The sequence below is a fragment of the Neorhizobium sp. R1-B genome, assembly GCF_004368875.1.
Taxonomy (GTDB): Bacteria; Pseudomonadota; Alphaproteobacteria; order Rhizobiales; family Rhizobiaceae; genus Neorhizobium; species Neorhizobium huautlense.
The window spans coordinates 60,794-74,121 of sequence record NZ_SOEM01000009.1 but is presented as its reverse complement, the minus strand read 5'-3'; the positions used below and the strand labels follow the sequence as shown (position 1 = coordinate 74,121).

Here is a 13,328-nt window from a genome sequence, read left to right as displayed (position 1 = left end):
TCATCCCTCAAAGGCGGTGCAGGCGCTTTCGGGCCGGTCGAGGCCCAGCGTGTCCATTTCGTTGGTCTGGTGCAGGTAGCCGTCGAGCGGTGCGAGTTCGACCAGCGCGCGGGCATTAACGACGGCCATCGGTTGGCGGAGTTGGCCGTCCCAGTCGCGATAACTGAGGCTGCGGCCCTTGAAGCCGTCGAGGGCGAATTTGGCCGACAGGATGAACTTGCGCAGAACGACCGGATCGCCGGAATTAGTCCGGGTGACAGCCTCGCCGATGGTGCGAACCGCCGCCCAGGCGGCATAGTCGCGCGAGCCCATTTCACGGCCCGCTGCCTTTTCGAAGCGGTTCTGGAGCTGCACTGCGGCCCACTGCTCAAGCACCGGCGCCCATCCTTCGCCCCGCAGACCCTCCGAACCGGCGACCGGACGTGGCAGCCATGTGTTGTCCTGCACGTAGCGCCCGAAATCGTCAGCCTCATCGGCAATCAACAGGACGTCGTGATCGGGAAAGTCCTGGGTGAACAGCGGAATCTCGCGACCGGCGGCGCGCCGCAAGTCGGTGTTGAAGGTCCAGTCTTTCTCGACAAGGATGTCGATGCCGAATTTCTGCGCTGAGGTGCGTAATATGTCGGCAAACGCCCGGTCCTCGGGCTTGGGACCGACGATCAGCACCGTACGGGTCCAGCGCCGCGCTTTCAGCGCCTGCATCAGCGCATCGGTGCGCATCGCGTCTTCCGCCACGGTGTGAAGCATATTCACGCGGCAGTCCGCATCGCGTAGTTGCTTTGCGCCGGAGGAAACGTTGAAGAGAAGGGCACCTTTGGCTTCGGCCAGGTCGGCCACCGCCAGAATGCCTTCCGGCGGCGCGTCGAGAAACAGGATTTTCGACGAGGTAAGCGCCTTGCGGGCCGCCGCGAGGAAATCGCCGCCGGGCTCGACCGAGACGAGTGCGAGGCTGTAATCGTGCCCCATGAAGCGGCCGGTCGTTTTCGTGTCCGCCAGCGCGACCTCCGCTCCTGCAATGCCTCGGTCCTCCGGGATTGGATCGAGATTGGAAAGGACCGGCGGCGGCTGGATCTCCTGCCTCATGTAAATCATGGGTACTGCGATTTCGGCCGTGGCAGAGGAAGCCCAGCAGAAGATCGCGGCCGCGAGCCACAAACCTTTCCGATCCCTGAAGCTTTCCGCCATGTCACATCCTCCCTGCGCCAGCATGGCGGCATGCGGGGATGCTCGAAATACGACCTTGGTGTCATGGGATGTCGCGACCTAGGTCGCATATCGCGCCGCACCCGCGCTGCCTTACAAAATGCCGAGTTGGAAATGCGAGGGAGGACCGCATGACGGCCAATAGCATTCGCGGCGGGATCGCCGTTTTCATCCTCATGGCGACGACCGGCCTGGTTATCGCTCACGGCGATGTCGCGCCGCAGCCGGTCAACACGGACGCGTTGCCGGAGGTGGGCGAGGAGTGGCTGACCGAAAACCCCTATCGCGAGGCAAAAGCCGGCCACGAGGTGTGGCTGAAGGCGGTCGAGATCGGGGCATCCGGCTTCAACCAGAATTGTGCACGCTGTCATGGACTCGGCGCGGTTTCTGGCGGCCTTGCGCCCGATCTGCGCCTCCTCGAAGCAGAGGAATACGGTGACGAATGGTTCATCGAGCGCTTCCGTCACGGCTACACCCAGGATGGCACGACCAAGATGCCGGCCTTTGGCGATATCCTTGGCCAGAAGGCGGCCTGGGCCATCCGCACCTATGTGGAGACCCGCCCAGAGGATGGGGCGTTGGATCCCCATGCAAAGCGCCTCCACGAAATCCGTGACGAGCTTGGCAGCGGCAAGGTCGCCGATACCGCGGCGCTCAAGAAGGAACTAGAGACGATCGCCACCGACGTGAAGACGGCCTCCGGAGCGCCGGTCGCCGACAGTGTCACCTACGAGGCGGCGCGTATCCTCTCCGACAAGCCTGAAAGCTGGAAGAAGGCCGCGGAGGTGCTGACGGTCGGCCTTTCGGCCACCCAGTAGCCGCCATGATGCGCTGCGCCTTTTTGGCTCTGGCAATCGGCGTCGCCCTTCCGGGCGGCGCCCTTGCCCGCTGCGAGGGCTATGTGCCTCAGGCCAAGCCGCAGAACACATTCGCACAGGATGTCGGCCGCGAATTCGACCGGATCATAGAAGAGGGCTGGATCGAGTTCGCAGTCTATGCGGACTATGCGCCCTGGTCCTACGAGGAGAAGGGGAAGGCGGCCGGCGTGGACGTCGATGTCGGACGGTTGATCGCAAAGGCCTTGGGGGTGGAAGCAAAATTCCGTCTCGTTACGGCTGGGGAAAATCTTGAAGCCGACCTGATGAATTATGTCTGGAAGGGTGCAGCCATCGGCGGTCGCGTCAGCGATGTCATGCTGCATGTGCCTTATGACAGCGAGCTTGTCTGCCGCATCGAGCAGGTGACCTTTACCGGACAATATGCGACCGAAAACATAGCAATCGCCTATCGAGGCACCGATTACGAGGAGAAGGCGCCGACCCCGCCCTTCTTCCGGTTCGATCCGGTTGCCGTCGAAAACGACTCGATCGCCGATTTTTATCTCACGTCGCTGATTGGTCCCGCAGGCAAGATCAACCGATATCGGTCTACCGCGGCCGCCATGGATGGACTCGCTGCAGGAGATACCAAGGCGGCGATGGGACCGCGCGCCGAACTGGAGGCGGGGCTTACCCGTCATCCGGACGGCGGGCTGAAGGTGCATTCGCCCCCGCTCGTGGGTTTTGCGCGAGGGAACTGGACGATAGGCATTGGCGTGAACTACCAGCACAAGGATCTCGCCTACGCGGTCGATGATGCTATCGATAAGGCGCTCGCTGACGGGCAAATCAGCCGCATCTTTAGCCATTATGGCCTGACCTTCACACCGCCGCAGCGTTAGCGTTAGAAGGTGGAGACGTCGCCGGCGGCATCCACCGCCGTCACGCGCATCAACCCGCCGATCCGGCCAAGCGTTGTGCGGATTTCATCGGCGGTCATCAGGCAGAAGGCCGTCGAGAAACCGTCTGCCATCGCGGCATCTTCCGTTTCCACCGAGATCGTCGACCAGCAGGGCCGCTCGCCATGGGGACCGAGGATATGAAAGACATTGCCGAGCCTCATGGCGGATGGACTTGAGGTTGCGATGGCGGTGCCTGTGAGCCGGCGTATGGCGACCTGGCCCAAAACGGGATCCTCGATGGAGACGCTGAACGGTCCGCCGAGAGCGGCAAACTCTCCCATCTCCACAAGGGCCTGTGCGTAACCTGCCTTCCCCAGGAGATGACGCACCCGGTCGGCGGCGTAACCCTGGGCGATGCCGTTGAATGTCAATGCCTGGCCTTTGCCCAACCGAATGGACGGATCGAAGCGCACCCGTTCCCAACCTATCGTGGCACGCGCCTGCGCGATGTCCCGGCCCTCGGCGAGAGCGCGCCAAAGCGGCTGGACCGACGGGTCGAACCGCCCGCCCGTTGCCTGGTGGACCTGATCGGCAAGACGGAGAAGATCGAAAAGTGCCTGAGGCGCGCTATCGAGATGGCCAATGGCGTTCAATCGGTTGAGGGCCGAATCCGGCTTGAACAGGCTCGCTGCCGCCTCGACCTCGGCAATCGTCGTTCCGATCAGGTCTGCGACATGCCGGGAAAGACCGCGAGGGCCGCGCAGATCCACGCGCACCGTACCGCCGAGCATGTCTGCCTGCCAGGTCGTCACCTCTGCGCGCGCAGGGCCGGGGAAGGCAACGGCTGCGGCGATGAACAGGAAGCGGCGGCGGTTCATGCCGGGATCCCCACCCTGGTCACCGGATTGGCCGCGCGCTTTCGATGCGCCAGCACCCGCGGCACGCATTGCGTCGCATCGTCATGGATGGTCACGCAATCGAGGCATTGAAAACACTCGGAATAGGCAACGCGGCCGGTCTTTCGGATCGCGCCGTACGGGCAGCGCACGTGGCAGAGTTGGCAAGGAGAACCGCATTCAAGGCGGCGAGGTATCCAGTTCCGCGTGCGAAGCAGCCCGCCGAGAGCCATGATCGCGCCAAGGGGGCAGATATAGCGACAGAAACCCTTGAAGGTCACTGCGGCGAGAAATAGCCAGAAAGCGGCATAGGCGACATAGTACCATTCGCGGTGGAAGAAGGTTGTGACGGCCGTCTTGAAGGGCTCGATCTCCGCTGCGGTTTCCGCCTTTTCGGGCGCGAAGAAGGTGACCGCGACCAGACCTGCCAGCGAGAGCCATGGACCGGCCTTTAATCGTCTGTCCCAGATCGGCGAGGGGTTCCATTGCGGCAGCCGGAGCAAGCGGCCTGCATGATGAGCGAATTCCTGCATGGCGCCGAACGGACAGAGCCAGCCGCAGAAGAGGCCGCGTCCCCATAGCACAAATCCAAGGATGGCAGCCCCCCAGACCATGAGCGAAAAGGGATCGTAGAGCAGAACCGCCAGGTTACCGCCGCCGCTTATCGCCCGGAGAGCGGCGAGCGGCGTGACGATCGACAATTGGCCTTGGCCCCACCAGCCGACGAACCCCACAACAACTGCCAGAAGAGCAAGCCGCGCCGGACGCAGCACCGTCGGCGCGGCGAGTTGGTGCATGCCGGGGCCGACTGCGCCGAACACGCCCGCAAGTAGAATGCCAAGCGCCGCGAGGTCCCATTTCCGGTCTACGATTGCCGCCTGCCAGGGTGGTCTCACGCTGGACGTTTCCGGCCGGACGAAAAAGGCGGGATCAGCCTTGAGAGTGATCAGGAACTGGGCCGAACCCATCTCCGGCTTCAGCATGCCATGGGCGCGCACGGCTTGGGCGGAGAGTATCCAGTCCCGCGTCGGGTCGAAGCCGAGGCGGCGGTCGATCCTCAGGATCATCGTCGTGCCGTGCGGCACGCCCGGTCCGGTTTCGGCCGTCATGTCGGCATCACGTAGGGCAACAGGCAGACCATCCTGAGCAGCCGAAAGCCGGTCGGGCGCCGTGTTGCGCACGAAATCCGCCGAAACGAGGCCATGGCGGCCGGCGTCGATGACCAGCACGGGCTCGTCGTCCGGGCTCACGCGCAGCAGGCGTTGAAGATCGGCAAAACTTTCCTTGCTCAAAACGGCCCGGGCAATTGCGGGAGGGCCGATATCCACCACCCAAAGATCAAGGAAGAGCCCCTCCGGATCAGTGGCTGCCTCCGGGTTATCATCCGCCCATTTCGTGCCCGCGAAGGCCTCATCGAGCTTGGCATTCGTCACCTTGAGATGTCGAGCCAGGCCTCGTTCGACGAGCGTCGTCCATTCGAGTTTCTCATCGACCGACGGATCGGGATGCACGGGCGGGCCACTTGTCACGCCCTGCATCTTCTCCCGCGCGACCGCGAGCGTTGCGGCCAGGATGGTTTCATGGGCGATGCGGACGGAAGCCGTGGCTTTGGTTACCCCATCGAGATAGACGAGACTGGAGCCGCCCCCGGCCTCGCCATAGGGTGTGCCGACGACGAGCGCCTCCCGGATCGAGTGCCCGCGATATTGTTCGAGAAAAGCGCGCAACGGTGCTTCCCCAAGGCCGGATACGAAGATTGGCTCGTTGTGGGCGATGAGCCGCACATCGAGGAAGCGGCCCTCCCTGTCGATCAGCACCAGCATGTTGATCGGAGCTCCGGAAAACCCGGGAAGGGGAGCGAGCGGACCGGTCTCGAAGGCATAGCCTGCCTGCGCTCCGCCGGAATTCAGCAGTGTCCAGACGCCGTTTTCATTCAGCTGCTCGCCAAGCGCGTAAGGCGGTACGATCAGGTTTGCGAGCGCCTCACGGCTGAGCGGCGCACCGGCCGCGCGGCCGGAGAAAAGCATGCAGAAAACAAAAAAGCTCAGTAGGGCCAGGCGTCTTCCCATGGCGCAATCCTCCCAGCCAGATTTCTATGCAGCGCGCGAGAGGTCGCCATACGACCAAGGTCGCGGATCGGACATGCGGTTCGGCCGCTATAGTTGGTTCGGGAGAATTCAGATGTCGCAGAAGAGCCTCGAAGACCGGTTGCAAGGGGGCGTGTTCCTTCTTTCCCTCAGCCTGTTCGGGCTATTCTGGGCCGTCCTCGCCGCCTTGAAAGCGGACCCGACCGTCCTTCCCGGGCCGGTCGACGTCGCGCAGGTATTTTGGTCGGAGGCCGCGGCCGGTCGATTGCCGAGAGAACTGTTCGCGACACTTCTGCGCGTCGTCGTCTCATTCGGACTTGCCATGGCGGCGGGTTGCCTGCTCGGTTTCCTGCTCGGGCGCCACCGGATTCTCAACCGCTGGGCTGATCCTTGGGTGACGATCTTCATGAACCTGCCGGCGCTGGTGTTGATCGTGCTCTGTTACCTTTGGATCGGGCTCAACGAGCTTGCGGCGATCGTCGCGGTGACGCTCAACAAGACGGCGATGGTCATGGTCACCATCCGCCAAGGCGTACGGTCCTTCGATCCGGCGCTCGATGATCTGGCATTGGTGGCCCGGCTTTCGCGCGGGGAGCGTCTTCGGCACCTGGTCCTGCCGCAACTGGCACCCTGGCTGGCAGTGGCCGCACGCAACGGCATTGCTATCATCTGGAAGATCGTGCTCGTCGTCGAATTTCTTGGCCGGTCCAATGGGGTCGGTTTCCGTATCCACCTGTATTTCCAGCAGTTCCAGACCGCCCACGTACTCGTCTACTCACTTTCGTTCGTCGCTGTCATGCTGGTCGCCGAGCACGGAATCATCCAGCGCTGGGAGGCACGGGCGGCGAGCTGGAAACGTTGAACTTCGTTGACCATTGCCGGCCATGGCAACCTATAATGTCCATTGTGCCGCCATCGCATCCTGTCGATGTCGGATGTTTGCACGGTCCATTTTCGGTAGGTGCACGCATACCATCAGGCCCGGATTGTTGGACGACAGTTCTATATCCCCTCCGTGGTGCCGCACGATCGCCCGGGCGATCGACATTCCGAGGCCGATACCGCCGGTTTCCCGATTGCGTGACTTCTCCATCCGGAAGAAGGGCGAAAACACTTTGTCCCGCATTTCCTCCGGAATGCCAGGACCATGATCCTTGACGAGAATGTCGAAGCCGGTCGCGGTTTCGACGATCGATACGCTCGCACTGCCACCATACCTGACTGCATTCTCCACGAGATTGCGTATGGCGCGGCGCAATGCCCCGGGACGGCAGCGATAGTGGGTCTTCTTGCTTTCCGTGAATTCCACTTTGTGGCCCAGATCGCCCAGGTCGTGACAGAGGCTTTCAACCAGCGCACACAGATCGATCGTCCGCGTTTCCTCGGTGGATGCCTCGCCCTTGGCAAAGGCTATGGTCGCTTCCGTCATCGCCTGAATTTCATCGATGGTATCGAGCATTCGATGCTGGACATCGGGATCCGATACGAATTCAGCCCGCAGCCGCAGTGAAGTCAAAGGCGTTCGCAAATCGTGACCGATCGCCGCAAGCATCCTGACCCTGTCCTCGACATAGCGGTGCAGCCGCTGCTGCATTCGATTGAAGGACACGGCTGTCAAGCGGATGTCGTCGGGCCCGCTTTCGGGAATAGGCGAAATGTTCTCGCCGCGCCCCAAAGCGTCGGCAGCTATGGCAAGCTGGCGCATGGGACGAGTGATGCGGGCCGTTGCAAGGATCACGATCACGCAGAGGATCACGACGCTTAATGCGAAGGAATAGAGCGACGGCGAGCGCCACCAGGGTGTTCCGGCTGTCTTGAAATAGGCTGTATTGAGCCAAAGTCCGCTCTTGAGCTGGACGGCCATTCCCATTCCCGAGCCGCTGCCGTTCGACGTCACGAGATCGGTGTATCTGGCGGGCTGATCCAAGGGCCAGAGCGTGCCGCCAGCCTGAATCCATTCAGGCATCCCGGCGGTGGCGCTGATTTCGGTCTCTACGCTTCGTGCCGCTTCCAATTGTCCCGAAGCAGAGCCAAGACCCCATTCAGGAGGCAGGGCCACAGCGTTGCGGATCGGGCGGACGAGGTGCGAGGTCGCGCTGCGCCGCCAGGCAACAAGATCTGCCGGTGGACCAGTTGTCAGCCAAAAACGAGTGGTGGATGTCTCGCTGGCTTGCAGTACCTCTTCGCGAAGTTCGGTAGGAATGACCTCCATGAGTCGGGTAATCGAACCCGTCCGTGTGAAAAACTCGCTTTTGGAGGCCGCCTTCAGCGCCTTGCCCTGCTCATCCCACGAGATGAGAAACGAAAGCACTTGCGAGACGACGAGCGCTAAAAGAATAAAGCCTATGAATTGTCTGGCCAGACTTCGTTTCCACCACGCGATCATGACTTCACCACGCTTGCCGAAAGGCTGTAGCCGCCGCCCCAATGGGTTTTGATGATGGCCGGATTTTTGGGATCTGCTTCGACTTTCTTGCGCAGGCGGCTGACCTGATTATCGATGCTGCGGTCGAAGGGGTCGGCGGTTCTTCCGGAGGTAAGATCAAGGAGTTGGTCCCGGCTGAGGACCATTCCGGGATGATCGAGAAACGCTTTGAGCAACCGGAATTCGACCGTGCTCAATGCTACACCTATACCATCGCTGTCGGTAAGTTCCTGCCGGGCGAAGTCCAAGGTCCAGTGATCAAAACGAATAGTGCTTCCCTTGATCGGTTCACTCTGTCGCGCTGCCGTCCCCTGGACGCGACGCAGGACAGCACGGACCCGTGCAAGCAGTTCGCGAGGATTGAAGGGTTTGACAAGATAATCGTCCGCACCGATTTCTAGACCGACGATGCGATCGGTGTCTTCCGACATCGCGGTGAGGAAAATGATGGGGGTTGCCATGGATGCGCGAAGCTGCCGGCATATGCTGATGCCATCCTCGCCGGGCATCATGATATCGAGCACGATGAGGTCGATGGCCTCGCGCGCCAAGATCTCACGCAGCGTCTCGCCGCTTTCGGCCAGACTAACCCTGTAGCCATGTCTTGTCAGGTACTGGCCAACCAGATCCCGGATGTCATGATGGTCATCCACGACGGCGATATGCGGCGAAGTCTCCATTGCAATTCCCACGAGATTCAATTCGATCGCCCCCGCCATCAAATTTGACCGGAAAAGGACAGCCCATTTACATAATCACGAGCACGGCTTTTCCTCACCAAAAACCGCCGTCCCACCAGCCCTCTGCGTGAGGTGGCGCAGAGTGACTGCTGGGACGCTTCGGCCGGTAACCTCACAACAGCGTGCGGGGTTGAGGCCGTGTCATTCGGTTCTAGCGCGAGAGGCCTCCTTGGTCGCCGCTACTGTCGCTGCTGTCGCCGATTTTCCGGTCGTCGCGGGTGGTGTTCCATGCGAATGAGCCGGCGTCCGACTTCGGAAAGTAGAAGGTCTTGCTGTGATCGCCAAGAGAATTGCGTCCCGGCGAGACAGCCTCTACCGGCGACTGGCGCTGAACGCCCTCGTAATAATCACCTTCGGCAAGGGCCGGGGTGGCTAGAGCTGCGGATACAAGCAAGAAAGTGATGCTGGTGGTCTTGATCATTGGTATAAATCCTTGTGCTTTGATTGCGCTTGAGTTTGCGACCGTGCGGCAATCGGGGTCTTGAATGAGCTGCGGGGGTTAGTTGGGCCGAAACGCACCGTCGTAATAGTCACCGCTGTCGAAGATGCGGCGGTCGTCGCGGCTGGTGCGAGAGCCGAAAGGCGTTTGCTCGGAGCTGCGATAGCTGTCGCTTTCGACGCTGATGCTATTCGTCTGGGTCCGGTCCAGCCGGTTTTTGCCGTCTTCTGCGAGCGTTGCGCTGGCGAAAGATAGACCTGCGGTAAGTGCGATGATGAGATGTCTGAACATGTGTTTCCTTTCTCGTTAGCCGTACCTCTGGGGTACGAGAAAGGAATAACCCTCATTTGTCGCACAGCTATGCCGCGGTGCACCAAAATTGTATCAAAGTGTCACGGAGCCGTTTTACGGCTCCCACCGGTTCGTTGGTATGAATAGGACACCGCGTCGGGCTTGCGGTACTTCTCCACAATGGCCGATCCAAGAAGGAGTCGTCGACCTTTCCGGTTTTCTGGATCGCCACGACATTTACAATCGTGACCGATGGGCAGGTTCACTTTTTGTGAAGGACTGGCGGCCAGTCTTCTGCCACACCAAGCGATTCGTTTGGCAATGACGGAGACGGCATGACCCTAATGCAATTTCCCGCCGACCGGCGGGCGGCCGAAGTGAGACGTTGCGCGCAAGCTCTTCGGACACTCCATGGCCAAGAAGCAAACCTTTTCTGGCGATCGGAAATGGTGCTTTTTTCCGCGGAACTCTCAGCGCAAGGCGCATCTGTGGAAGAAATCTCCCATCAGGCGAGCCTCTTCATGAATGCGGTGCAGCTGGAACTGCAGAAGGAATACGCTGCCGCCGCATCGGGATCATGAACGACGATTGCATCTCCCGCTTTGATCGGTCGTCTTGACGTCCGCTTACGGCGTGGAGGCTATTGTCTGTAGCCATGCCGGGCGAAAAAGCGGTCGAGTTCCCGCTGCTGGGGCGCCTGGCCGGTATAGATCGCGACGTATCGGGGGATGCGTTTCATGCGCAGGGCGATGTCCTCCCTGGATTGCATCGAGATATACCCGATCTGTACCAGATAGGTCGTTCTCGCGCGAACATCCGCGGACCCCTCGTCGCAACCGAACCGCATGAACATTCGGCTGAGCGCCTCCATTCTCACCTGGTCGGCCTGCTGCACGTCAGCCAGGATCTCGGGCGATTGAAGCGCCCAGCTGCGAACGGCAAATTCGAATTGGGAATCGAAAAGCTCCTTGTTCAGCCAGCAGTCGAAGACGTTCAGCATCGCTTCGGCGAGCGTCTCCGCATAGGCCTCGGATTGCTTCACAAGGTTGCCGGTGTTCTTCTCTCGCCAGCGCGAGATCAGCGCGGACAGCAGCTCTTCGCGATCCTTGAAGAACCAATAGAAGCTCGTCCGGGAAAGATTGAGCCGTTTTGCAAGCGGCAGGATCTTCACCGAATCCACACCGGACTCGAGCAGCGAAACGTAGGCAGCTTCGAGCCATCCCTCGTAGGAGCCCCGCCAGCCGCTGTCACCTGTCGCTTGATCCATAAATTCTCCTAACAAATCCAAGCGAGAGCTACAAGCCGAATGTACATATCTGCCCAGGTAGAAGACATGACTGTTTTCATCGTTGACATATATGTACATTCCCACCTAACTTTGCGTGAACATCCCTAGGCCGGAGCCCGCGCATGTCGAACGATCCACTCCTTCAGCCCTATAAGCTGAAGCATCTGACCTTGCGCAACCGTATCATCGTGACATCGCACGAGCCGGCCTATCCGGAGGACGGCATGCCGAAGGAGCGCTACCGGGCCTATACGGTCGAGCGGGCGAAGGGCGGCGTGGCATTGACCATGACGGCCGGTTCCGCCGCTGTGTCGAAGGATAGTCCCCCGGTCTTCAACAATCTGCTCGCCTACAAGGACGAAATCGTACCGTGGATCCGGCAGATGACCGATGCCGTGCACGAGGAGGGGGCAGCGATCATGATCCAGCTCACCCATCTCGGCCGCCGCACGCGCTGGGACAAGGGTGACTGGCTGCCCGTTGTCGCCCCCTCCCATCATCGCGAGGCTGCGCACCGCGCCTTCCCGAAGAAGCTCGAAGATTGGGATATCGAGCGCATCGTCAAGGACTTCGCTGATGCGGCCGAGCGCATGAAGGCAGGCGGGATGGACGGCGTGGAGCTGGAGGCCTATGGCCACCTGATCGATCAGTTCGTTTCCCCGCTCACAAATGAGCTTGAGGCACCTTATGGTGGATCCCTTGAAAACCGGATGCGTTTCTGTCTCGAAGTCTTCAAGGCGATGCGAGAGAGGGTAGGCGATGATTTCATTCTCGGTGTCCGCTACACCGCCGACGAATGTCTTCCCGGCGGCACCGGACAAGCTGAAGGCATCGAGATTTCGAGACGCCTGAAGGACAGCGGGCTGATCGACTACCTGAACGTCATCCGCGGCCATATCGATACGGATCCCGGCTTGACCGACGTTATACCGATCCAGGGAATGGCGAACTCTCCGCACCTCGATTTCGCCGGCGAGATCCGCGCGGCCACGAACTTCCCGACCTTTCATGCCGCGAAGATCCCCGACGTCGCCACAGCGCGTCATGCCATTGCGGCGGGCAAGGTCGACATGGTTGGCATGACGCGTGCGCACATGACCGACCCGCATATCGTGCGAAAGATCATCGAGAAGCGGGAAGACGACATCCGTCCCTGCGTTGGCGCGAATTACTGTCTCGACCGCATCTATCAGGGCGGCATGGCCTTCTGCATCCATAATGCCGCGACAGGTCGCGAGGAGTCCATGCCGCACACCATTCCAAAAGCCGCCCTGCGCAAGAAGGTGGTGATCGTCGGGGCAGGGCCGGCAGGCTTGGAGGCCGCACGCGTTTCGGCCGAACGTGGCCATCACGTCGTGGTTTTCGAGGCGGCGAACGATCCTGGCGGCCAGATACGGTTGACGGCGCAGAGCGAACGTCGGCGGGAAATGATCAGCATCATCGACTGGCGGATGAGCCAATGCGAAAAGCTTGGCGTCACCTTCCATTTCAACACCTGGGCGGAAGCGGACACGATTGCGGCGGAAAATCCAGACGTTGTCATCATCGCGACCGGCGGACTGCCGCATACCGAGGTGCTTTCGAAGGGCAACGAACTCATCGTTTCTTCCTGGGATATCATTTCGGGCGACGTGAGGCCCGGCACCAACGTGCTGGTTTTCGACGACGCGGGTGACCATGCAGGGCTGCAGGCCGCGGAATTTATCGCCAAGGCGGGCGGCAAGGTCGAGATCATGACGCCGGACCGTTCCTTCGCGCCGGAGGTCATGGCGATGAACCTCGTGCCCTACATGCGGGCGCTGCAGAAGCTCGACGTAACCTTCACGGTCACCTACCGGTTGGAAGCAGTGGAGAGGAGCGGCAACCAGATCGTCGCCCATGTCGGCAGCGACTATGGCGGGGTTGCCAAGCAGCGAATGGTTGACCAGATCGTCGTCAATCACGGGACCATCCCGCTGGACGATCTATACTTCGAGCTGAAGCCAGGTTCGAAAAACCTCGGGGAAGTCTCCTATGATGAACTGCTTTCCGGGGCACCGCAGACGATCGAACGCAATCCGGCTGGCTCCTATCAGCTTTTCCGCATCGGCGATGCGGTGGCGGCCCGCAACACGCATGCTGCCATCTACGATGCGCTGCGGCTTGCAAAGGACATCTGAGAGTAGCCGGAGCCAGCGAAGATCTGAAAGCGACTCCCGATTAGCATCAGTATCTTGAACGCGTCCCAGGCCGGTGGAAT

Annotated in this window: 13 protein-coding genes; 5 read left to right on the top strand and 8 right to left on the bottom strand. The window is 60.9% G+C overall.

The features are described 5' to 3' along the window. Window positions 1–1,185 carry an ABC transporter substrate-binding protein gene (locus tag EDE05_RS14495; protein WP_112800012.1) on the bottom strand — a complete coding sequence of 395 codons (1,185 nt, stop codon included), beginning with the start codon at window positions 1,183–1,185 and terminating at the stop codon, window positions 1–3. 149 nt (window positions 1,186–1,334) lie between these two features. Here EDE05_RS14495 and pedF point away from each other — a divergent pair, with 149 nt between their 5' ends. Both pedF and EDE05_RS14485 read left to right on the top strand, forming a co-directional pair. Then, window positions 1,335–2,021, top strand: a complete 687-nt coding sequence (gene pedF, locus EDE05_RS14490) for a cytochrome c-550 PedF (RefSeq protein WP_112800010.1) — start codon at window positions 1,335–1,337, stop codon at window positions 2,019–2,021. A 5-nt stretch (window positions 2,022–2,026) separates the two neighbouring features. Beyond that, complete coding sequence (locus EDE05_RS14485; protein ID WP_208325218.1) at window positions 2,027–2,923, top strand: transporter substrate-binding domain-containing protein; 897 nt, start codon at window positions 2,027–2,029, stop codon at window positions 2,921–2,923. Between the two features lie 2 nt (window positions 2,924–2,925). Here the strand turns inward: EDE05_RS14485 and EDE05_RS14480 are convergent, their stop codons facing one another. After that, complete coding sequence (locus tag EDE05_RS14480) at window positions 2,926–3,801, bottom strand: FAD:protein FMN transferase (protein WP_112800008.1); 876 nt, start codon at window positions 3,799–3,801, stop codon at window positions 2,926–2,928. Beyond that, the gene (locus EDE05_RS14475; protein WP_134101788.1) at window positions 3,798–5,888 is read right to left on the bottom strand and encodes a 4Fe-4S binding protein; all 2,091 of its coding nucleotides are present in this window, start codon (window positions 5,886–5,888) and stop codon (window positions 3,798–3,800) included. The genes EDE05_RS14480 and EDE05_RS14475 overlap by 4 nt, the downstream gene beginning before the upstream one ends. A gap of 112 nt (window positions 5,889–6,000) precedes the next feature. On the opposite strand from EDE05_RS14475, the gene EDE05_RS14470 reads away from it, so the two are divergent. After that, window positions 6,001–6,768, top strand: a complete 768-nt coding sequence (locus EDE05_RS14470; RefSeq protein WP_112800004.1) for an ABC transporter permease — start codon at window positions 6,001–6,003, stop codon at window positions 6,766–6,768. A gap of 30 nt (window positions 6,769–6,798) precedes the next feature. On the opposite strand, the gene EDE05_RS14465 is transcribed toward EDE05_RS14470, so the two are convergent. From EDE05_RS14465 to EDE05_RS14450, 4 genes are all read right to left on the bottom strand, one after another. Beyond that, window positions 6,799–8,292: a HAMP domain-containing sensor histidine kinase gene (locus EDE05_RS14465; RefSeq protein ID WP_208325217.1), complete on the bottom strand. Its 1,494-nt coding sequence runs from the start codon at window positions 8,290–8,292 to the stop codon at window positions 6,799–6,801. Then, window positions 8,289–9,011, bottom strand: coding sequence for a response regulator (locus EDE05_RS14460; protein ID WP_134101785.1), 723 nt, complete (start codon window positions 9,009–9,011; stop codon window positions 8,289–8,291). Before EDE05_RS14460 ends, EDE05_RS14465 begins: the two co-directional genes overlap by 4 nt. A 211-nt stretch (window positions 9,012–9,222) precedes the next feature. Continuing rightward, a complete protein-coding gene (locus EDE05_RS14455) occupies window positions 9,223–9,492 on the bottom strand; it encodes a hypothetical protein (protein ID WP_134101782.1) in 270 nt (89 codons plus the stop codon). A gap of 78 nt (window positions 9,493–9,570) precedes the next feature. Continuing rightward, window positions 9,571–9,801, bottom strand: a complete 231-nt coding sequence (locus EDE05_RS14450) for a hypothetical protein (RefSeq protein WP_134101779.1) — start codon at window positions 9,799–9,801, stop codon at window positions 9,571–9,573. A 335-nt stretch (window positions 9,802–10,136) separates the two neighbouring features. Here EDE05_RS14450 and EDE05_RS14445 point away from each other — a divergent pair, with 335 nt between their 5' ends. Further along, window positions 10,137–10,382 (top strand): DUF6074 family protein, encoded by a 246-nt coding sequence (locus tag EDE05_RS14445; RefSeq protein ID WP_134101775.1) that lies wholly within the window; start codon window positions 10,137–10,139, stop codon window positions 10,380–10,382. Window positions 10,383–10,441: 59 nt separating this feature from the next. Here the strand turns inward: EDE05_RS14445 and EDE05_RS14440 are convergent, their stop codons facing one another. After that, window positions 10,442–11,068 carry a TetR/AcrR family transcriptional regulator gene (locus EDE05_RS14440; RefSeq protein WP_134101772.1) on the bottom strand — a complete coding sequence of 209 codons (627 nt, stop codon included), beginning with the start codon at window positions 11,066–11,068 and terminating at the stop codon, window positions 10,442–10,444. 143 nt (window positions 11,069–11,211) lie between these two features. On the opposite strand from EDE05_RS14440, the gene EDE05_RS14435 reads away from it, so the two are divergent. Beyond that, on the top strand, window positions 11,212–13,248 hold the full coding sequence (locus tag EDE05_RS14435; protein ID WP_134101770.1) for an NADH:flavin oxidoreductase: 2,037 nt from the start codon (window positions 11,212–11,214) through the stop codon (window positions 13,246–13,248). The last annotated feature ends 80 nt before the right edge of the window (window positions 13,249–13,328 follow it).

Excerpts from the sequence above, each read along its gene's own strand:
- pedF (WP_112800010.1), top strand. The coding sequence starts at position 1,335 with ATGACGGCCAATAGCATTCGCGGCGGGATCGCCGTTTTCATCCTCATG.
- EDE05_RS14450 (WP_134101779.1), bottom strand. The coding sequence starts at position 9,801 with ATGTTCAGACATCTCATCATCGCACTTACCGCAGGTCTATCTTTCGCC.
- EDE05_RS14440 (WP_134101772.1), bottom strand. The coding sequence starts at position 11,068 with ATGGATCAAGCGACAGGTGACAGCGGCTGGCGGGGCTCCTACGAGGGA.
- EDE05_RS14485 (WP_208325218.1), top strand. The coding sequence starts at position 2,027 with ATGATGCGCTGCGCCTTTTTGGCTCTGGCAATCGGCGTCGCCCTTCCG.
- EDE05_RS14475 (WP_134101788.1), bottom strand. The coding sequence starts at position 5,888 with ATGGGAAGACGCCTGGCCCTACTGAGCTTTTTTGTTTTCTGCATGCTT.
- EDE05_RS14455 (WP_134101782.1), bottom strand. The coding sequence starts at position 9,492 with ATGATCAAGACCACCAGCATCACTTTCTTGCTTGTATCCGCAGCTCTA.
- EDE05_RS14435 (WP_134101770.1), top strand. The coding sequence starts at position 11,212 with ATGTCGAACGATCCACTCCTTCAGCCCTATAAGCTGAAGCATCTGACC.
- EDE05_RS14480 (WP_112800008.1), bottom strand. The coding sequence starts at position 3,801 with ATGAACCGCCGCCGCTTCCTGTTCATCGCCGCAGCCGTTGCCTTCCCC.
- EDE05_RS14445 (WP_134101775.1), top strand. The coding sequence starts at position 10,137 with ATGACCCTAATGCAATTTCCCGCCGACCGGCGGGCGGCCGAAGTGAGA.
- EDE05_RS14460 (WP_134101785.1), bottom strand. The coding sequence starts at position 9,011 with ATGGAGACTTCGCCGCATATCGCCGTCGTGGATGACCATCATGACATC.
- EDE05_RS14470 (WP_112800004.1), top strand. The coding sequence starts at position 6,001 with ATGTCGCAGAAGAGCCTCGAAGACCGGTTGCAAGGGGGCGTGTTCCTT.
- EDE05_RS14495 (WP_112800012.1), bottom strand. The coding sequence starts at position 1,185 with ATGGCGGAAAGCTTCAGGGATCGGAAAGGTTTGTGGCTCGCGGCCGCG.
- EDE05_RS14465 (WP_208325217.1), bottom strand. The coding sequence starts at position 8,292 with ATGATCGCGTGGTGGAAACGAAGTCTGGCCAGACAATTCATAGGCTTT.